General features: G+C 64.1%; 18 protein-coding genes. 14 read left to right on the top strand and 4 right to left on the bottom strand.

What is annotated here, in order from left to right:
- The first annotated feature begins 145 nt into the window (after positions 1-145).
- Positions 146-1,408, top strand: coding sequence for a DUF763 domain-containing protein (locus NKI01_RS11505; protein ID WP_352963211.1), 1,263 nt, complete (start codon positions 146-148; stop codon positions 1,406-1,408).
- 10 nt (positions 1,409-1,418) lie between these two features.
- Here the strand turns inward: NKI01_RS11505 and NKI01_RS11510 are convergent, their stop codons facing one another.
- Complete coding sequence (locus NKI01_RS11510; RefSeq protein WP_352963214.1) at positions 1,419-1,862, bottom strand: PPC domain-containing DNA-binding protein; 444 nt, start codon at positions 1,860-1,862, stop codon at positions 1,419-1,421.
- Between the two features lie 176 nt (positions 1,863-2,038).
- Here NKI01_RS11510 and NKI01_RS11515 point away from each other — a divergent pair, with 176 nt between their 5' ends.
- From NKI01_RS11515 to NKI01_RS11525, 3 genes are read left to right on the top strand one after another with little or no spacing between them, the layout of a single operon-like run.
- Positions 2,039-2,653: a (2Fe-2S)-binding protein gene (locus NKI01_RS11515; protein ID WP_352548009.1), complete on the top strand. Its 615-nt coding sequence runs from the start codon at positions 2,039-2,041 to the stop codon at positions 2,651-2,653.
- A 1-nt stretch (position 2,654) separates the two neighbouring features.
- Positions 2,655-3,677 (top strand): FAD binding domain-containing protein, encoded by a 1,023-nt coding sequence (locus NKI01_RS11520; RefSeq protein ID WP_352963216.1) that lies wholly within the window; start codon positions 2,655-2,657, stop codon positions 3,675-3,677.
- A 3-nt stretch (positions 3,678-3,680) separates the two neighbouring features.
- Positions 3,681-5,960: a xanthine dehydrogenase family protein molybdopterin-binding subunit gene (locus NKI01_RS11525; protein WP_352495097.1), complete on the top strand. Its 2,280-nt coding sequence runs from the start codon at positions 3,681-3,683 to the stop codon at positions 5,958-5,960.
- A 47-nt stretch (positions 5,961-6,007) separates the two neighbouring features.
- Here NKI01_RS11525 and NKI01_RS11530 read toward each other — a convergent pair whose 3' ends face one another.
- The 3 genes from NKI01_RS11530 to NKI01_RS11540 all read right to left on the bottom strand — a co-directional run bounded on the left by NKI01_RS11530 (position 6,008) and on the right by NKI01_RS11540 (position 8,998).
- Positions 6,008-7,723 carry an HAD family hydrolase gene (locus tag NKI01_RS11530; RefSeq protein WP_352963218.1) on the bottom strand — a complete coding sequence of 572 codons (1,716 nt, stop codon included), beginning with the start codon at positions 7,721-7,723 and terminating at the stop codon, positions 6,008-6,010.
- A gap of 4 nt (positions 7,724-7,727) precedes the next feature.
- A complete protein-coding gene (locus tag NKI01_RS11535; RefSeq protein WP_352481428.1) occupies positions 7,728-8,699 on the bottom strand; it encodes an SDR family oxidoreductase in 972 nt (323 codons plus the stop codon).
- A gap of 62 nt (positions 8,700-8,761) precedes the next feature.
- Positions 8,762-8,998, bottom strand: a complete 237-nt coding sequence (locus NKI01_RS11540; protein WP_352548013.1) for an FAD-dependent monooxygenase family protein — start codon at positions 8,996-8,998, stop codon at positions 8,762-8,764.
- A 247-nt stretch (positions 8,999-9,245) separates the two neighbouring features.
- Between NKI01_RS11540 and NKI01_RS11545 the strand changes: the two genes are divergently transcribed.
- From NKI01_RS11545 to ctaD, 10 genes are read left to right on the top strand one after another with little or no spacing between them, the layout of a single operon-like run.
- Positions 9,246-9,902: a cytochrome c3 family protein gene (locus tag NKI01_RS11545; RefSeq protein ID WP_023720534.1), complete on the top strand. Its 657-nt coding sequence runs from the start codon at positions 9,246-9,248 to the stop codon at positions 9,900-9,902.
- Positions 9,886-12,852, top strand: a complete 2,967-nt coding sequence (locus tag NKI01_RS11550) for a TAT-variant-translocated molybdopterin oxidoreductase (RefSeq protein ID WP_352963220.1) — start codon at positions 9,886-9,888, stop codon at positions 12,850-12,852. Before NKI01_RS11545 ends, NKI01_RS11550 begins: the two co-directional genes overlap by 17 nt.
- On the top strand, positions 12,845-14,212 hold the full coding sequence (gene nrfD / locus NKI01_RS11555; protein ID WP_352963222.1) for an NrfD/PsrC family molybdoenzyme membrane anchor subunit: 1,368 nt from the start codon (positions 12,845-12,847) through the stop codon (positions 14,210-14,212). The genes NKI01_RS11550 and nrfD overlap by 8 nt, the downstream gene beginning before the upstream one ends.
- Positions 14,209-14,736, top strand: a complete 528-nt coding sequence (locus NKI01_RS11560; protein ID WP_352963224.1) for a DUF3341 domain-containing protein — start codon at positions 14,209-14,211, stop codon at positions 14,734-14,736. Before nrfD ends, NKI01_RS11560 begins: the two co-directional genes overlap by 4 nt.
- A gap of 2 nt (positions 14,737-14,738) precedes the next feature.
- The gene (locus NKI01_RS11565) at positions 14,739-15,272 is read left to right on the top strand and encodes a c-type cytochrome (RefSeq protein ID WP_352481518.1); all 534 of its coding nucleotides are present in this window, start codon (positions 14,739-14,741) and stop codon (positions 15,270-15,272) included.
- A complete protein-coding gene (locus tag NKI01_RS11570) occupies positions 15,269-16,405 on the top strand; it encodes a hypothetical protein (protein ID WP_352548018.1) in 1,137 nt (378 codons plus the stop codon). Before NKI01_RS11565 ends, NKI01_RS11570 begins: the two co-directional genes overlap by 4 nt.
- Entirely contained in the window at positions 16,398-16,850 is a 453-nt protein-coding gene (locus NKI01_RS11575; protein ID WP_352963226.1) for a hypothetical protein, read from the top strand. Before NKI01_RS11570 ends, NKI01_RS11575 begins: the two co-directional genes overlap by 8 nt.
- Entirely contained in the window at positions 16,847-17,599 is a 753-nt protein-coding gene (locus NKI01_RS11580) for an SCO family protein (protein WP_031194452.1), read from the top strand. The genes NKI01_RS11575 and NKI01_RS11580 overlap by 4 nt, the downstream gene beginning before the upstream one ends.
- Positions 17,596-18,567 (top strand): cytochrome c oxidase subunit II, encoded by a 972-nt coding sequence (gene coxB, locus NKI01_RS11585; RefSeq protein WP_352963229.1) that lies wholly within the window; start codon positions 17,596-17,598, stop codon positions 18,565-18,567. The genes NKI01_RS11580 and coxB overlap by 4 nt, the downstream gene beginning before the upstream one ends.
- A complete protein-coding gene (ctaD, locus tag NKI01_RS11590) occupies positions 18,564-20,201 on the top strand; it encodes a cytochrome c oxidase subunit I (protein WP_352481434.1) in 1,638 nt (545 codons plus the stop codon). Before coxB ends, ctaD begins: the two co-directional genes overlap by 4 nt.

The raw sequence follows: 20,201 nt of genomic DNA on the forward strand, positions 1-20,201 counted from the left end.
ATTCCGGACGGAAAACCGTTTCACACTTTTCCTGGAACAGCTCTAGCGGCTCGCAACGATCGCGGCCTGAATCAGGCCATCGCTTCTTCGCGGCACTTTCGATACCTATCTGTCGAGGCAGGACTCAAGGAGCAAGCAAAAGAGCGTGGCACAGCGATCGGGAAGTGCTGACCTTCCACTTCACGGCGGGCGCGTGCCGAAATGGCTCGGCGACCGCATGACGCGGCTTGGCGCGGTCATGTGCGAGGCGATCATCCACCATTACGGCCGCGATGAATTGCTGCGCCGGCTGGCGCACCCGTTCTGGTTCCAGTCCTTTGGTGCCGTGATGGGGATGGACTGGCACTCTTCCGGCATCACCACCAGCGTCGTCGGTGCCTTGAAGCGCGGTCTGTCGCCGCTTTCCGGCGAGCTTGGCATTCATGTTTGCGGCGGCCGCGGCGCGCATTCGCGCAAGACCCCGCACGAACTCGCGCTGATCGGCGAGCGAGTCGGCCTCGACGGAGAAGGCCTGGCGACTGCCAGCCGGCTCGTCGCCAAGGTGGACAGCGCCGCGGTCCAGGACGGTTTCGATCTCTATCTGCACGGCTTCATCGTCACCGATGACGGCAAGTGGGTGGTGGTGCAGCAAGGCATGAACGGCGACAACAAGGTGGCGCGCCGCTATCACTGGCTGTCGGAAGGCCTGAAGAGCTTTGTCGATCAGCCGCATGCCGCCATAGAGGGCGCCAACCAGGGCGAGATCGTCAACCTGACCGACCGCCGCGCCGAAGCGTCGCGCCAGGGACAACTGGACCTTCTGCACGACCTTGGACCGGATCGCATCGTGAGGGAGCTTGCCGCTTTGGAGCGGGGTTCGGCGCCAGCGCCGGAGCCGGCACAAAAGCTGCTGCCGCATCTGGTGATGCCGGCGCACCACGATGTACGCGAAAGCGATATCGTCATGCGCCGCCTGCACGGCAACATCGCGGCGGCGGCCGAGCGCGGCCCAACAGATTTCGCCGGGCTTCTCCTGGTGCCCAATGTCGGCGCGCGCACGGTGCGGGCGCTGGCGCTGGTCGCCGAAGTCGTGCATGGCGCGCCGTGCCGTTTTTCCGATCCAGGGCGTTTCTCGCTGGCGCATGGCGGCAAGGACAGGCATCCGTTCCCTGTGCCGCTGAAGGTCTATGACGAGACGATAGGCGTGCTGAAGTCGGCCGTCCAGAAGGCCAGGCTCGGCCGTGACGAAGAGATCGGCGCATTGCGGCGGCTGGACGACCAGTCGCGGCAGGTCGAGCGCTATGTCACCGGACCAAGCCTGAAGGAAATCGTCGCCGGGGAGTTCGAGCAATCGCATCTGCTCGGCGGCCGCAGCGTTTTTGGTTGGGAAGGCGCCCCTGAGAAAGCCGCAGTCAAATCAACGAAGTGATCGGCTCGGATCAAGCCTCCAGGTCGATCAACGCGACACCGAGCTCGGGACGGTGCCTGCGGCGCAGATGTCCAGGCGTCTCCACCAATGTGACCTCGAGCGTCGGCCGCACGATGCCGTCCAGCAGATGGCCGCCCCTTGTGCTGCCGTCGCTCAATCCGAGCACGGCATGGACGTGCAGGCTGGGCTTGCCGTCGTCGCCGATGGCAACATCGCCAATCGCGCTCAGCACCTCGCACTGTTCCCGGATGGGAATTTTCCGGTAGGTCCTTTCCCTAGGGTCGAACCAGCCGACAGTTGCCCTTTCGAAAGCGCCGAGCGCGCTCAGCGACGCGCTGCCAACGCCGTGGTCGGCCGCAAACGAGGTCAGCTGCGCAAACGCCTCTTCGCCGGGATCAAGCACAACGACGAACGTTCTTTGGCCGGCGCTTTCGGCAACAATCTGTGACTTCATGATCTCGCTCCAGACGCCATTTCGGTTCTGTCCGATCGGGGTTGAACGGCAAGCCGGCTCGAGAGTTCCCCGGCACGGTTCGGATGAACATAGGATCACAGCCACGTGAGGCGGAGGAACCTTGCCTTGCGTGACTGGTTCGGCCGGCTTGAGACCCAGCCAGCCGGGAGCCAGCCATGTCCGAAACCCCTCTTGCCAGCCTGAGCCGACGCAGTTTCATGACCGGATCCGTTTCGGCGGCTGCGGCAGGGCCGCTCATGGCCACGTCGGCAAAAGCCGCCGCCCCGCAACCTGCCGCTTCGGCCGAGCCGCGCGATCTGTCGGCGATTTCACTGCGCATCAACAAGCAGCCCTACAATCTCGCCCTCGACAATCGCACCAGCCTGCTCGACGCGCTGCGCGACCATGTCGGCCTGACGGGTACCAAGAAAGGCTGCGATCACGGCCAGTGCGGGGCCTGCACCGTTCTTGTCGACGGCAAGCGGGTGCTGTCGTGCCTGAGCTTCGCCGTGATGAACAAGGGCCATGAGATCACCACGGTGGAAGGGCTCGCTTCCGCCGACGGCAATCTGCATCCGATGCAGCAGGCCTTCATCGACAATGACGCCTTCCAATGCGGGTACTGCACGCCCGGCCAGATCATGTCCGCCATCGGTTGCATCAACGAAGGCCATGCCGGCTCCGAGGACGATATCCGCGAGTATATGAGCGGTAATCTCTGCCGCTGCGCTGCCTACCCCAACATAGTCGCGGCCATCGTGCAGGCCCGGGACGAAACAAGGAAAGCCTGAGATGCGCCCCTTCGTTTACGAGAGACCGGCCAGCGTGTCCGCGGCGGCCGCCATTGCTTCCCGTTTTGCCGCAGAGGGTGTTCCGCCGACCGAGGCCGCCGCGCAATTCATCGCCGGCGGCACCAATCTGGCCGACTACATGAAGCTTGGCGTGGCCCGGCCGGAACGGCTGGTCGATCTCAATGGTCTCGGTGATAGGGTCCTGCGGCAGATCGAGGTCGGCGACGACAGCATCCGCTTCGGCGCGCTGGTCCGCATGGGCGAGGCTGCTGACACAGGCGAGATCAAGCGCCTTTGCCCGATGCTTGCCGAAAGCCTGAAGTTCGCCGCCAGCGGCCAGATCCGCAACATGGCGAGCCTGGCCGGCAATGTGCTGCAGCGGACGCGGTGCGAGTATTTTCGCGAGACCTCCTGGCCATGCAACAAGCGCGAGCCGGGCTCCGGCTGCGCGGCCATGGAAGGGTTCAACCGGCAACATGCGGTCCTTGGCACCAGCAACGCCTGCATCGCCACCTATCACGGCGATTTCGCCCAGGCGCTGATCGCGCTCGGCGCGACGGTCGAGGTCGAGGCAAGGCGCGGTATGCGCAAGATAGCGTTTTCGAGGCTACATCGCCTGCCGGGAGATACGCCCAACGTTGAAACCGAACTGGCCCCTGACGAGGTGATCACGGCCATCGAGGTGCCGCTTGGCGCCTGGAGCCGCCGCTCACGCTACGTGAAGATCCGCGACCGCGAGTCCTATGCGTTCGCGCTGGCCTCGGCGGCCGTGGCTCTGGACATGGACGGCGACACCGTCAGCCAGGCGCGCATCGCGCTTGGCGGCGTGGCAACCGTGCCATGGCGGGCCAGGGCGGCCGAGGAAGCACTCAGCGGCAAGGCACTCGACGATGAGGCGGCCGAAGCTGCCGCCGAAGCCGCGTTCGCCGAGGCGAAACCGCGCGAACACAATGCGTTCAAGATACTGCTCGGCAAGCGCACGCTTGTGCGGGCCCTGCTCGAAACGCGCGACATGAAGGTCTGACCCATGAACCAAGCTGCTCCCGCGCCGAAAGAGAATATGGGAAATCCCGTTCCGCGCATCGATGCCCGCCTGAAGGTCACCGGACAGGCCGGCTATTCGGCCGATCTTCCAACCGCCAATATGGCCTATGGCGCACTTGCTACCAGCAGCATCGCCAAGGGCAGCATCACCGCCGTCCGGCTCGAAAAGGCGCGTAAGGTGCCCGGCGTTCTCGATATCGTCAGCGTCGGCGACATGGACGGCATCGACAAGCCGAAATTCGGCAACACCGGTGCAAGTTCGATCGCGCCGCTGCATGACAAGGCCATTTTCCACGACGGCCAGATCATCGCGCTGGTGGTGGCCGAAACATTCGAGGCGGCCGAGGAAGCCGCGGCGCTGATCCGCGCCGACTACGCCGAAGAGACGCCCAGCGCCGGCTTCGATTCCAGGGGAACGGAGATGGAGCCGGCCGCCGGCAAGAGTCCGTTGTTCAAGGAGGACGTCAAAGCCGGCGACTTCGATGCTGCCTATGCCGCAGCCGCAGTGAAGATCGATGAGAAATATTCGACGCCGACCCAGCACCACAACCCGATCGAGCTGTTCTCGACGACGGCGGTCTGGCAGGGCGATCAGCTTACGGTCTACGAGCCAAGCCAGAACGTCACCGGCTGGAAGGCCGAACTCGCCCGGCAGTTGAAGATCGATCCGGCCAATGTGCGGATCGTCAGTCCCTATGTCGGCGGCGCCTTCGGCTCCAAGGGGCCGATGACGGCCCGCACGGCGATCGTTGCCGTTGCGGCCCGCCGCGTCGGCCGGCCGGTGCGCTGCGTCGTCAGCCGCATTCAGGCGTACGGCACGCAGACCTACAGGGCGGAGACCCGGCACCGCATCCGCATCGGCGCAAACCAGGACGGCCGCATCACCGCCTTTGCACACGAAGGCTGGGAAGTCACGTCGCGGCCCGATCCCTATGTCGTCGGTGGCACTTCGGCCACCGGACGCATGTACGATTACGGCTCGGTGCTGACCCACGTCTCGCTGGTGCATGCCGACCGCAATACGCCTGGCTACATGCGTTCGCCGCCGGAGACGCCCTATGTCTATGCGCTGGAAAATGCCATGGACGAGATGGCGGTGGCGCTCGGCATGGACCCGGTCGAGTTCCGCCGCGTCAACGAGCCGCAGAAGGAGCCGATCGGCGGCAAGCCCTTCTCCAGCCGCTCGCTCGTGAAATGCTACGACCAGGCCGCCGAGGCCTTCGGCTGGTCCAAGCGCGAGGCCGCGGTTGGCTCGATGCGTGACGGCGACTGGCTGGTCGGCATGGGCTGCGCCACCGCAATCTATCCGACGGCGGCTGCGCCATGCGCCGCCCGCGTCCGCCTGACCACTGACGGCGAGGTTCGCGTCCAATGCGGCTCGCATGAGATCGGCACCGGCGTGCGCACGGTGGCAGCGCAGATGGCAGCCGAACGGCTCGGGATAGAAATGGACAAGGTCAGCGTCGAAATGGGCGACAGCGCCTTGCCGCCGGCACCGGTGTCCGGCGGGTCGATTTCGACGGCAAGCGTGTGCTCGGCGGTGCTGAAGGCCTGCGATGCCGTCCGCGCAAAGCTTTTCGCCGCGGCCGTCGCCGAAGCCGGGCCGCTGGCCGGGTCCGGCAACGCCAAGCTTGAAATGAGCCAAGAGAAAATCGTCGCGGACAACGGCAAATCGGCCAAGCTGTCGGATGTTTTCAAGACGATGCAGATCGGTGCGATCGAGGAATATGCCGAATTCGCGCCAAAGGGATCGTCACCGGAGGCGCTGAAGAAGCTCTATGCCGGGCAATCGGAGTTCCACGGCGGCGACCAGGACAAGGATTCGGTGAAATACGCCTTTGGCGCGGAATTCGTCGAGGTGCGCATCAACAGCCATACGCGCGAGATCCGCGTCCCGCGCATCGTCGGCGCCTTTGCCGCCGGGCGCATCATGAACACCCGCACCGCTCGCAGCCAGCTGATGGGCGGCATGATCTGGGGCATCGGCCAAGCCTTGCACGAGGCGACGGAAATCGACAAGCGTCATGCGCGCTACGTCAATCGCGACCTGCAGGACTATCTCGTGCCGGTCAACGCCGACGTGAAGCAGCTGGAAGTGATACTGGTTCCGGAGATTGACCACGAGGTGAACCCGGCCGGCGTCAAGGGTTTGGGCGAACTCGGCAATGTCGGGACCGCCGCGGCGGTCGCGAGCGCGGTCTACCATGCCACCGGCAAGCGCATTCGCGACCTGCCGATCAGGATCGATCACCTGATCGTCTGACCTCTCCAACTCAGCCCGGCTTCGGACCGGCTAGGCGCAGTTTGCATCTATTCCTTCGGCGCGGTGGCGGGCGCGGTATAGCGGCGGCGCACTGCGTCCAGGACGTGGTTGCGGCTCTCCTGCACCGAAAGTGTGTCGTCTTTCTCCGCTTCGGCGGTTTCGCGCGCCAGCTCCTTATCCCTGATCTGGTGGCGAAACCATTTGGAATAGTCGCCGGCGCGCAAATGATGTTCCCAGGTCTTATCGTCAATGCCCTCGGCGATCTGGGCGAAAATCATCAGATTATGGGCGCGCAGGTTCATCGCATGGTCGGGGCCGCGGAAATAGAAGCTGCCCTTCTCGTCGAGCTGGCCCTCGGCATATTTGCGGCTATGGCGCTTGAGCGACTGCCGCGGCTCGATCGGCTCGACCATGGCAGGTTTCTTGTGCGCCTGCGGCCGCCAGAACAGCACGTGCTCGTCTTTTGGAGAGCTCAGATCCTTGTCCTTTGGCGGTTCGGTGCCGGTCTCGCGACAGAACGTCTTGACGACCTTTTTCGCCTTGGGGCCGAGTGCGATGACGGCGGTGACCAGCCGCAATGCTTCGGTTGAGATCGCATCCGGATGAACGGTGATCAGGATCGTGCCCGGCAATTCCATCGCCAGAACCATTGGCGTGTCGTCGCGCCGCTTCGGCAAGAGGTGATGCGCCTCATCGATGATCAGCCAGTGTGGTCGCGCGGTGCGGAAGCGAACACCGCCAAGGCCCGGCAGCAGGTCGGCAAAGAAGTCCGGCCGCTCGTTGACGCGCAGCGCCAGGCCGTTGACGACCAGATTGTTGTCCGGCTTCTCCAGGAGATCGAGCAACTGCGTCTTCGTCGGCGCGTTCGAGCCGTCGCCCAGCCGGACGGCGCCCTCGAGGCCATCGTAGTCGCCTTCCGGATCGAAGATGCAGAACTGGAACTTTCTCTCGACAAAACGCTCCGTCAATGCGGTCGCCAAGGTCGATTTGCCGATGCCCGAGCTGCCGGCGATCAGCACCGTATCGGTTGGCGACAGATACACCTCCTTGCCATCGTCCGAGCCAAGCAGAATGCCATCGCGGCTTGGCACAAGCTCGCGATCGCGCTCGACCACCTTGGCGATCAGTTCCTCGACGCCTTTTCCGCGCGCGCCTCGTGTCACGAGATCCGCCGTATCCTTGACTGCCGGCAGTGCGTTGTCGACGGCGACGCTGAAGCCGCAGGCGCGCAGGAAGGCGTGGTCGTTTTCGGCGTCGCCGACACCGACGACGTTGTGCGGCGACAATCTGAGGTCCTGAAGCGCGGCTGTCAGCCCGGTCGCCTTGTTGATGCCGCTGGGCAGGATCATCACCGCGCCCTTGTTGAAGATGATTTCCAGCTCCAGCCCCAATTTCTTGATGACCTCGAGCGCGGTAACCTGATGCGGTTCCCAGGTGGCGACGATCGAGCGTCCGACCGAAAGCGGTTTGACACCGTGTTTCCTGAGTTTGGCGATGAACTCGGGGGCGGGCGGCGGAGATATCGTCCGCTCCTCCTCGCTGGCCGGCGTGTAGATCAGCGCCCCGTTTTCCGCGACCACCTTGTCGAAGATCGCGACTTCGGGAAAGACGCGTTTCAGGTCGGGCAGCTCGCGCCCGGTGACGAGAATGAGCTTGCGGCCGCTCTTCTTGAAGCGTTGAAGCGCCGCAAGTGTCTTTTCGGCGACAATCCCTTCATGCGCCAGCGTGCCGTCGTAGTCGGTGGCCAAGGCTATGAAATACATGTCGTCAGTAGCCGCCGACGATTGGCAATATCTCGCCGGTGATGTAGCTCGAGCAGTGCGGCGAGGCGAGGAACACATACGCTGGCGCGATCTCTTCCGGTTGTGCCGGTCGTTTCATCGGTGTGTCGGCGCCAAATTTCGAAACATCGCCGGCTTCCTTGTCCGAGGGGTTGAGCGGCGTCCAAACCGGGCCTGGTGCCACGGCGTTGACCCTTATGCCCTTGTCGACAAGGTTGCCCGAGAGCGCGCGGGTGAAGGCATGAATGCCGCCCTTGGTCATGGAGTAATCGACCAGTTGCTTCGATCCCTCGATGCCGGTCACTGAACCGGTGTTGATGATCGCCGAACCGGGTTTCATGTGCGGAACGGCCTCCTGCGCCATGTGGAAATAGCCGTAGAGGTTGGTCTTCAGCGTGGTGTCGAAATGCTCCTCGGTCAGCTCGCTGAAATCGCTGGAATGGACCTGGAAAGCGGCGTTGTTGACCAGCACGTCGATCCGCCCAAACTGCTGCACGATCTCAGCCACCGCGTTGTGGCAGTGGCCGCGTTCGCTGACATCGGCCTTGATCAGGATGCATCGCCGGCCTTCGGTTTCGACGGCCCTTTTGGTCTCTTCGGCGTCCTTGTCCTCCGACAGATAGACGATCGCCACATCGGCGCCTTCACGTGCATAGAGCACGGCCACCGCGCGGCCGATGCCTGAATCGCCGCCGGTAATGACGGCCACTTTGCCGTCGAGCTTTTTCGATCCGATATAAAATGGCGCATCGTAAAGCGGCGCCGGCTCGATCGCCCATTCATGCCCCGGCTTCGGCTGGTGCTGCTCGGGGAAGGGCGGCTCGGGATATTTGCGGGCACCGGCCTGCATGGCGCCTTTTGGCTTGCCCTTGGACTTGGACTTGTCCTTCTCGTCGATACGGCGCTGGATGTGCCGTTGCTTGGCGGCCTCGCCGGCGATTTCCGATTTCATCTGCATGGTCATCTCCCTGGCTTGAAACCCAACAACGCACGTCCGGCGAAAAGGTTTATGCGACCACTTCATTCCTTCAGCCCGGCGACCCGCTCCAGCAGTGGCCGTTGCAGCCGCGGTAGATGGCCGACGACGCTGAAGGCCGCGTTCCTGAAGCTTTGCATGATGCCATTGTCCGACCGGGCCATTGACAGGATGCGCTCGCTGAGGGTGATCCACCGTCGCCCTATCGGGTGGCGTTCGCTTGTGTAGCCGGCCAGCGTGCCTTCGACGAAACGCCTGGCGAATGATGCGGCGAGATTCATGCCGCGCGCGCCCAGCGGCGAATGGGATGGAGGTCGGGGATGGTCATGATGGTTGTCCGGGTGAAACGAAACGTGACCTCATCCGAACGCATGGAGTGTTCGATGGTTTCCGGTCAGCCGACCCGATGGGCCAGGGCGGGGTAACCATTCTGTGATCTCCGCTGCCCCGGCCGGAACTTACCCACGCAGCCGCAGTTAGGGGCTTTGGGGGGTGGATACGGTTGCTGGATGTGAAATCGGCGAGGGGATGCCGCAGGTCTTTTCAAGGAGCGCCAACGGCATTTCACGCTTCGCTCTGTGGGGCGCGTGTTTCATGGCCATCTTTGCGGCTCTCGGCGGTACCGCCATCCTGCGTTCGGACTTCGTCACCGGCGTTGGCCGGCCGTTGGCGCAACCAGTGCCGTTCAGCCACAGGCACCATGTCGGCGAGCTCGGCCTCGATTGCCGTTATTGCCATAGCGGCGTCGAGACTTCGTCATCGGCTGGTCTGCCGGCGACGGAGGTGTGCATGACCTGCCATTCGCAGCTCTTCACCAACGCGGACATGCTGGCGCCGGTACGGGCGAGCCTTGCCTCCGGGCAGCCATTGCAGTGGCAGCGGGTGAACAGTGTGCCCGACTTCGTCTATTTCAATCATTCGATCCATATCGCGAAAGGCGTCGCCTGCGAGACGTGCCATGGCGAGGTCGACGACATGCCGCTGATACGGCGGGCGCACGCGCTGTCGATGGAATGGTGCCTGGGATGCCATCGCGATCCCGAGCCCAATTTGCGTCCGCCGCAGGACGTGTTCCTGATGCACTGGAAGCCGCCGGCCGGCATCGCCGAAATCCGCCGGTCGCTCATCAGCCTTCTCGATATCCACCCCGAGACCATGACCGACTGTTATGTCTGCCACCGCTGACAAGCCGATTGCGGCTCCAGACATGGCCGGCCTGCGCGAACGGCTTTCGCCTGGTCCGGAGCTGTGGCGGAGCCTCGACGAACTCGCCGATACACCGGAATTCCGCCGCTTCGTCGATGCCGAATTTCCTTCGATCGCCGAGCGCATCCCGGCGCGGCTCGACCGGCGCACGCTGCTGAAGCTGATGGGTGCATCGCTGTCGCTGGCCGGGCTTGCCGCCTGCAGCCGGGCCGAAGACATCCTGCCTTATATCCGCCAGCCGGAAAACATCGTTCCCGGCCGGCCGCTTTATTACGCGACCACGCTGTCGAGCGACGGCTACGGCATCGGTGCGGTGGTCGAAAGCCATGAGGGCCGGCCGACCAAGGTGGAAGGCAATCCCGACCATCCGGCCTCGCGCGGCGCGACGGACGCTGTCATGCAGGCGGCGGTGCTGTCGCTGTTCGACCCCGATCGCTCGCGCATGCCGCTGAAGCATGGCGAACCCGCAGCCTATGACGACTTCCTTGCCGACATGGCCGAGCTCACCTCGCGGCTCGCTGGAGCTGGCACGGCGCTGCTGATCGAAGCAACGACCTCGCCCACCATGAAGGCGCAGCTCGAGGCGCTGCGCGCGCGCTATCCCAGGCTGAGGCTGTTCCGGCACGATCCCCTGGCGACGCCGTCCGGCACCGAAGCCACACAGATCCTGTTCGGCAGGGCGCTTGCACCGGTCTGCCGGTTTGATCGCGCCGACGTGATTTTCAGTCTCGACGCGGATTTCCTGGGCGAAGGCCCCGGTCGTCTCGCCTACGCCCGTGATTTCGCTGCAAGACGCCGCGTGCGCCGGGCGGACGATACGATGAGCCGGCTCTATGCGGTGGAGTCGACGCCGACGATCACCGGCGCTGCCGCCGATCATCGCCGGCCGGTGCGGCCGAGCGAGGTCGAAACCGTCGCAGCGGCGCTGAGCGCCGTGCTTGGCGGCGAAGCGGCGCCAAGCGCCTTGGCATTGGACCCGACCTGGCTGGCTGCCGCCGCGAACGACCTGAAGGCGGCCGGCCGCTCGGCGCTGATCGTGCCGGGCGCCCATCAAACGCCGTTCGTCCATGCCGCCGCTCTTGCCATGAATGCGCGGCTTGGTGCGCTTGGCAACACCGTGGAACTGATCGAGCCGCCCGACGCGATGCCCATCGAGGGCGACCTCGCGGCACTTTGCCAGGCGATCGCCGCGCGGGACATCGACACCGTTGTCATACTTGGCGCCAATCCTCTCCACACTGCGCCTGCGGGACTTGATGTCCACGACGTGTTTTCGCAGCTGAAGCTTCTTGTCCACTGGGGTCTCCACCGCGACGAAACCGCCTTCGTCGCACACTGGCATATCCCTGCTGCGCATGATCTCGAGAGCTGGAGTGACCTGCGCGCCCATGACGGAACCGCGTCGATCGTGCAGCCGCTGATCAGGCCGCTTTACCGGGGGCGGACCGTGCATGAACTCCTCGCCGTGCTTGGCGGTGAATTAGCTGTTTCTGCGCTGCAGCTCGTCCGCCGGACCTGGGCGCAGACACTGGACGATCCTGCGTGGCGAAAGGCGCTTCGCGACGGCTTTGTGTCCGGCAGTGCCAGCATTCCAGCCGATGTCGCGATGCCCCCGGATTTGCGCGGCCTGAAGCCGCGCATCGAAGCGGCAAAAGGCGTCGAAATCCGTTTCGTTGCCGATCCCTGGCTGCGCGATGGACGCAATGCCAATTCGTCCTGGCTGCAGGAGCTGCCGCGGCCGCTGAGCAAGATCGTCTGGGGCAACGCAGCCCTGATGTCGCCGGCGACATCAGGACGGCTTCAGGTGGAAAACGGCCGGGTCGTCAACATCGCCTCGAACGGCATGGACATCGATGCGCCGGTCTGGATCATGCCTGGCCATCCCGACGACACCGTGACGCTTGCTCTGGGTTTCGGCCGGAAGCTCGGTTCGGTGGCAGCACTCGCTGACGGCCACGACGCGTACAGGCTGCGAAGCCCTGAGGCTCCCTGGATCGTCTATGGCGCCATGATCACGCCGCGCGACAGCAGCGCACGGGTCATCACCACACAACACCACCAGGCGATGGAGGGCAGGGCGATCGTTCGCCATGCCTCGCTCGATGCCTTTCGCAAAGATCCGCACTTCGTGCGCGACGGCGTGCCGCCGACGCCAAGCGAGTCGCTCTATCCTGACTGGCAATACAGCCAGGAAGCCTGGGCCATGTCGATCGATCAGTCGGCATGCATCGGCTGCATGGCCTGTGTTTCTGCCTGCCAGGCGGAAAACAACATCGCCACCGTCGGGCCGGACGAGTCGGCACTCGGCCATGAAATGCATTGGCTGCGGATCGACCGCTACTATTCAGGCCCGCTCGACGATCTCGACGTCTTTTTCCAGCCGGTGCCTTGCATGCATTGCGAGAAGGCGCCGTGCGAGGTCGTCTGTCCGGTCAACGCCACCACCCACACCCATGACGGGCTCAACGCGCAGGTCTATAACCGTTGCATTGGCACGCGCTACTGCTCGCAGAACTGCCCCTACAAGGTGCGGCGCTTCAACTTCCTGGACTTCCAGGAATTCGACAAGGATGCCGCGGGACCTGAACAGGCCGTGCACAATCCAGACGTCAGCGTCCGTTCGCGCGGCGTGATGGAGAAATGCACCTACTGCGTCCAGCGCATTTCCGAAAAGCGCATCAAGGCTCAGATCGAAAACCGCGCCATCGCCGACGGCGAGGTGGTGACCGCCTGCCAGCAGGCCTGCCCGACGCAGGCGATCGTCTTCGGCGATCTCAACAGCAAGGGCGCCAGGGTGGCGCAGGAAAAAGCGGCACCGCATCACTACGCCTTGCTCGAGCAGCTGAATACGCGACCGCGCACCACCTATCTCGGCAAGATCATAAATATCAATGGCCGTCTCTCGTCAGGCGGGAAAGCCGATGGCTGAGGCTTTTGCTGCAAAACCGGGCGCATTGCCCGTTCTGCATGGCAGGCACGACCTTCCGGAGATCAGCGGCCGTATCAGTGCGATCGTCCTCGACGGCAGGCTGCCGCGCTATTTCTGGGCAGCTTTTTTTTCCTGCTTCGTCTTCGTCCTCATCTTCCTCTATTCGATCACCTATCTGATCTCGGTCGGCGTTGGCGCCTACGGCATCAACGTCCCCGTCGTCTGGGGCACGATGATCGGCAATTTCGTCTGGTGGATCGGCATCGGCCATGCCGGCACGCTGATCTCGGCCGTGCTCCTGCTTCTGCGCCAGCCATGGCGCGCCTCGATCAATCGCTTTGCCGAGGCGATGACGCTGTTTGCCGTTGCAATGGCCGGGCTTTTCCCGATCCTGCATCTCGGCCGCCCGTGGTTCTTCTACTGGTTGCTGCCGCTGCCCAACACCCATATGCACTGGCCGCAATGGCGCAGCCCGCTGGTCTGGGATTTCGCGGCGATCGCCACTTATGCCAGCGTTTCGCTGATGTTCTGGTATATGGGCCTGCTGCCCGATCTCGCCGTCCTGCGCGACCGAGCGAAATCGCGCCCGGCGCAGCTGTTCTACGGCATACTGGCAATCGGCTGGCGCGGTTCGGCCTTTCATTGGGCGCGCTATCAGACGGTCTATTTCCTGATGGCGGCACTGGCCACGCCGCTGGTCGTCTCGGTGCATTCGATCGTCTCGCTCGACTTCACCTTCGCCATCACGCCGGGCTTCCACTCGACGATCTTTCCTCCCTATTTCGTTGCCGGAGCGCTGCTGTCCGGCTTCGCCATGGTGCTCACCATCGCCATCCCGCTGCGCTGGGCGTTTTCGGTCCAGGATCTGATCACGCTGCGGCACATGGACAATGCCGCCAAGCTGATGATCGCCGCCGGCATGATCGTCATCTATGGCTACGCGTCCGAGGCCTTCTTCGCCTGGTATTCGGGCGAGATCTACGAGCGCACGATGATGTGGCAGCGCGCCTTCGGACCTTATGCGCCGCTGTTCTGGGCCATGCTCGCCTGCAACGGCGCAGTTTTGCAATTGCTCTGGTTCCGACGGGTGCGCCTCAACATGCCGGTGCTGTTCGCCATAGCACTGATCATCAATGTCGGCATGTGGATCGAGCGCTACGTCATCGTCGTCACCGGGCCAAGCCGCGACTACCTGCCGTCGTCCTGGGGCGAGCAGTCATTGAGGTGGCTCGACTTCGGCATCCTGTTCGGCTCGATCGGCACCTTCTTCGCATTGGTCTTCCTGTTCATCCGCATCCTGCCGGCCATCACCATCTTCGAGGTCGAGAAGCTGGCCGGGGAGAGGGGCAGCACAGGATGAGCCTTTACGGCGTCATCGCGGCTTTCGCCGATCCGGAAGCGCTGACCGCGGCGGTCCGCACCATGCGGGCGCGTGGCTACCGGCGCATGGACGCGTTCTCGCCATTCCATGTGCGTGGGTTGGCCGAGATGCTCGGCATGCGCAAAACGCGCTTGCCGTGGGCCATCCTTGGCGGCGCCGTCGCTGGCGCGGTGTTTGTCTACGGGCTGATCCTCTATTCGGTCGAGATCGACTATCCGCTCAATGTCGGCGGCCGGCCGCTGCATTCCTGGCCGGCCTTTCTCGTCATTGCCTTCGAGGCGGCGATACTTGGCGCCGCGCTGGCCGCATTCTTCGGCGGGCTGGCCGCCAATCGCCTGCCCGAATATTACCACCCGGTCTTCAATGCCACGAGCTTCACCTACGCGCGCAGCGGCAAGTTCTACCTGCTCGTCGAAGCCGCCGATCCGAAGTTCCGCAAGGGCGTGACCAAGGGCCAGCTGACCCGGCTTGGCGCCGAAACCGTCGAGGAGGTGGAGGCGTGAACATGCGCACGAGTCTGCTGGCGGCAGCCTTGCTGCTCGCCGGCTGCCGGCAGGACATGGAGGACCAGCCGCGCTACGATCCGCTCGAAAAGAGCAACCAGTTCGCCAACGGCATGTCGGCGCGGGCGCCGGCCGAGGACACGGTCGCACGCGATGCCGATCTTTCGCCGGTGCCGGACACGTTTCCCTATCCGGTCACCATGACGCTGCTGCGGCGAGGCCGGCAGCGCTTCGACATCTTCTGTTCGCCTTGCCACGGCCGCACCGGCGACGGCCACGGCATGGTCGTCGAGCGTGGCTTTCCAGCGCCGCCCACCTATCATCAGGACGCGCTGCGCAAGGCGAGTGACAGGCATTTCTATGAGGTCATCAGCTACGGCTATGGCGCCATGTTTTCCTACGCGGCGCGCGTCCCGCCTGCCGACCGCTGGGCGATCGTCGCCTATATCCGCGCCCTGCAATATTCGCGCGAGGCGCCAATTGCCGAACTGCCGGAAAGCCTCCGCGCCGAGCTCAATGCGGAGCCAGATCGATGATGCGGCTTGCCACCGAACGTTTGATTTTGCCGGCGCTTGCCGTGGCCGCCGCCGGACTTGTGCTTTGCGCCGCGGGATTGGCCTTCGACCTCAGAGCCATGTTGGCCGGCTGGCTGCCTGCGGCGCTGTTCCTGCTCGGCCTGCCGCTCGGTGCGCTGACCATCCTGATGGTGCATGGGCTGACCGGTGGCCGCTGGGGCGAGGCAATCCGCCAGCCGCTACGCGGCTTGGTCACGACGCTGCCGCTGGCGCTGCTTCTGCTGCTGCCGGTTCTGCCCAGGCTCGACCTGGTCTTTCCCTGGGCGAGTGCCGACGCGGCTGCATTGCCCGAGACGGTGCGCCTGAAACTCTCTTATCTGAACGTTCCGTTCTTTTTGTTGCGCTTTGCCGCCTGCGCTGCGATCTGGCTGGTGCTGGCGTGGCGCGTGCTCGACTGGACAACGACCGATAGCGGCCGCGGCAGCGCCGGCCGCGGCAAGGCCTATGCCGCTGGATTGATTGCGCATGGGCTGACGGTGACGATCTTTGCCATCGACTGGATGCTCTCGCTCGAGCCGGAGTTCTCCTCGACGATCTATGCGCTGCTGGAAGCATCCGCCGAAGTCGTCGGCGCTTACGCTCTGGCAATGACGGTGCTGTGTGCGAACCGCTCGATCGAGATCATGCCGGGCGGCGAGGAGGATGTCGCGCTGAGCGAGGATTTGGCCAACATGCTGTTCGGCTTCGTGCTGCTATGGGCCTACCTGTCGTTCATGCAATGGCTGGTGACCTGGGGCGGCGACCTGCCGAACGAGATCCGCTGGTACCTCATTCGCAGCAGCAATGGCTGGCAATATCTGCTCTGGCTGCTGATTGCGCTGCAATTCGCGATCCCCTTTGCCGGGTTGCTCAGCCGGGATCTAAAGCGCAGCCATGCCGGCCTTCTGTCGATCTGCGGCATCGTGCTGGCCGGCCATTATGTCGATGTCCTGTGGCGGATCAGACCGCCGCTTGCCGGTGGCGGTGTGACAGCGTTCTGGTGCGACCTTGCCGCGCTGGCGGGAGCCGGCGGCCTCTGGCTTGCGCTGCTGCTTTTCGTGCTTGGCCGGCCGGACGGTATCGGCTTCTGGCGCCGGGGGCCGGCGCATGGCTAGGGCGGCCCGCCATCCCGAAACGCGCGATATCTGGCCGGGCGCGCTGCTTGCCTTCGCGACCGGCTTGCTGCTGTTCCTGGCGGCATCAGCCATTGTCCTCGGGCTCGTCTTCGACACCAGACCGTTGTGGCCGCTGCCGGGGCCATCGTCGGCCGGCAACCGAGCCAGTCCCGCCTTGCAGCGCTTTCCGGAAGACGACCTAGCCGCCTTCCGCAAGGCGGAGGAGCAGGCACTGAACAAAGTCGGCTGGGTCGACCGCACCGCCGGCATTGCCCGCATTCCGATCGAGGACGCCATGTGGGCGATCGTCAGCCACGGTTTGCCGAACTGGGGGCAGCCGCCGGCGGCCGCCGGCGCCGACTGCGGATTGGTCGAGGCCGAGATACCACGCGCGCCACAGGCCGCTCGCTGCCGGACCGCGCCAGGCCAGGGAGGCAGGCCGTGAAGGCTTGGCTAACCGCTTTTTCCCTCCTCGTGGCGCTGCCCGCCACGGCCGTCGCACGCCCGGCATTCGATCCCGAGATCGGCGCACAGCTCAGCCTCGACCGGGTGTTTCGTGATGCATCCGGCGTGCAGCGCACGATCGGCCAAACGCTTGCGGGCCGGCCGGCGCTGCTGATTTTCGGCTATGACAAATGTCCGAACCTTTGTGGTGTGACCCAACAGGCGGTCGCTTCGGATTTGAAAAAGACGTCGCTCGATCCCGAAACCTATCGCGCTTTGTTCGTCTCGATCGATGCCGCCGACACGGCCGGTGATGCGAGCGATGCGCAAACCACCGTCGCCGCTGTGGCCGACGCGAGGAACCTGTCGGCATGGCGGTTCCTGACCAGTGCCGACGGCGCCGGTGCCGCCCTTGCGGCGGAGGCTGGCATCAGCTTCGACACACGCGCCAGGATCGACCAGTTCGCCCATCCGATCGCCGTCATCGCGCTGACGCCGAAAGGCCGGATAGCGCAGGTGCTGCCGGCGCTGAGCTTCACGCCGCGCGATCTTAAGCTTGCCCTTGTCGAGGCATCTTCCGGCAAGCTCGGCTCGATCGCCGATCATGCCTTCCTGCTCTGCGCCGGCTTCGATACCTCTAAGGGGCAATATACGCCGGCGATTTGGGCTGCCTTGAAGCTCGCCAGCATCGTGATGGTGGTGGGGTTGGCGACGGCCATACTGCAGCTGGCGCGCAGGAGGCGGGCGTGAGCTTCGGTATCCGGTTTTTCCCGCCGGAAGCCTCGTCGATCGCAAGCAGCCTCGATGCGTTGTTCTATACATTGCTGGCCTTCGCGGCCGCGCTCGGCCTGTTCCTGACCGTTCTCGTGGTCGGCTACGCCGTCAAATATCGCGTCGGCTCCGCCGCCGACCGTACCGGGGCGCGTGCCCGCAGCCTGCCGCTGGAGATGACATGGAGCATTGCCAGCCTGGTGATGGCCTTCATCTTCTTCGGCTGGGGCGCAGTCCTGTTTGTGCGGCGCGACCATCCGCCGCCGGACGCTATCGAGATCGCCGGCCTCGGCAAGCAATGGATGTGGGAGTTCCGCCATTCCGGCGGCCAGCGTGAGATCAACGAGCTGCACGTGCCGGTCGGCAAGGCGGTGGTGGTGTCGCTGGCATCGCAGGACGTCATCCACTCCTTCTATGTGCCGGCCTTTCGGGTGAAGCAGGATGCGGTGCCGGGACGCACCACCAACGTCTGGTTCATTGCCACCGAACCGGGCCGCTACCATCTGTTCTGCGCCGAATATTGCGGCACCCAGCATTCCGAAATGGGCGGCTGGGTAACGGTGCTGGCTCCGGAGCAATATGCGTCGTGGCTGGGCAGCCAAGATGAAGGCGAAAGCCTCGCCGCGAGCGGCGGGAAACTGTTCCGCGCGCTCGGCTGCTCCGGCTGTCATGGCAATTCCAGTAAGGTGCGGGCGCCCGGCCTCGATGGGATTTTCGGCCGGCCGGTGGCGCTGGCGAACCGGCAGACGGTCATCGCCGACGAACGCTATCTGCGCGATTCGATCCTTGTCCCGAACAAGGAAATCGCCGCCGGCTACCAGCCGGTGATGCCGAGCTTCGACGGTCTGGTCGATGAAGCCGAGTTGCAGATGCTGATGGCCTATCTCAAGTCGCTTTCGTTCCAATTTCCCTCGTTCCCGGCGGCAAACAGCGAGGCGCCGCAATGAATCGCGATTTGGCGCCGGCAAACTATCTCAGTGAGGGTGCCTGGCCGCGCGCCTGGCTGCTGACAACCGACCACAAACGGGTAGCGTGGCTCTATCTCGTCTCGCTGACGGCCTTCTTCTTCCTCGGCGGTGCGTTTGCCGTGCTGATGCGCATCGAGCTTGCGACGCCGGCCGGCGACCTGGTCTCCGACGATGTCTACAACCGGCTGTTTTCGCTGCACGGCATCATCATGGTATGGTTCTTTCTGGTGCCGTCGATCCCGGCGACGCTCGGCAATTTCCTGTTGCCGCTGATGATCGGCGCGCGCGATCTTGCCTTTCCCCGCCTCAACCTGGCCAGCTGGTATGTCTTCATGTTCGGCAGCCTGTTCGCGCTCGCCTCGGTGCTTTTGGGCGGCGTCGACACCGGCTGGACCTTCTACACGCCGCTGTCGACGCTCTATGCCAACGGCTTTGTCTCGACCGCGGCATTTGGCGTTTTCATCGTCGGCTTTTCGACAATCATGACCGGCATCAATTTCATCGTTACCGTCCACACCTTGCGGGCGCCCGGCCTCACCTGGTTCCGGCTGCCGATCTTCGTCTGGACGCTGTACGCCACCAGCCTGGTGATGGTGCTGGCAACGCCGGTGCTTGCAGCATCGCTGATCCTCATCGTGCTGGAGCGCGTCTTCGGCATCGGCATCTTCAATCCCGACCTCGGCGGCGATCCGCTGTTGTTCCAGCATCTGTTCTGGTTCTACTCGCACCCCGCCGTCTACATCATGATCCTGCCGGGCATGGGGGTGGTCTCGGAAGTGCTGCCGTGCTTCAGCCGCCGGCCACTGTTTGGCTACAAGGCCGTCGCCCTGGCTTCAATGGCGATCGCCGTCTTCGGCTTTCTCGTCTGGGGCCACCACATGTTCGTCAGCGGGCAGTCGGCCTATGCCGGCGTGGTGTTTTCGTTCCTGTCCTTCTGCGTCGCGATCCCATCGGCGATAAAGGTGTTCAACTGGAGCCTGACGCTGCGCAAGGGCGAAATCAGCTTCGAGACGCCGATGCTTTATGCCCTGTTCTTCCTGGCGCTATTCACTTTTGGCGGGCTGGCCGGCCTTTTCCTTGCCGCCCTCGCCGTCGACGTCCACGTTCACGACACCTATTTCGTCGTCGCCCATTTCCACTACATCATGGTCGGCGGCATGGTGACCGCCTACATGGCCGGGCTGCATTTCTGGTGGCCGAAGCTCACCGGCCGCATGTATTCGGAGATTTGGGGCCGTATAGCCGCGGCTGTGACCTTCATCGGCTTCAACCTGACCTTTTTTCCGCAATATGTGCTCGGCTTTTTGGGCATGCCGCGGCGCTACCATACCTATCCGCCGGAATTCGCTTTCTGGCACATCCTGTCGTCGGCAGGCGCCGTGGTGCTGGCGATCGGCTATCTGATGCCGCTCCTCTATTTGGCGTGGTCGCTGTTTCGAGGCGCGCGGGCGCCGGATAATCCATGGCGAGCCACCGGGCTCGAATGGCAAACAAGCTCGCCGCCTCCGGCGCATAATTTCGATCGCATGCCGACCGTCACCAGGCCAGCCTACGATTATCCGATGAAAGGCCTGACCGAGAAACGGTCGGACCCGGTGGAGGATCTGGTTTGA

This window comes from Mesorhizobium sp. M0815 (assembly GCF_040319995.1).
GTDB lineage: Bacteria > Pseudomonadota > Alphaproteobacteria > Rhizobiales > Rhizobiaceae > Mesorhizobium.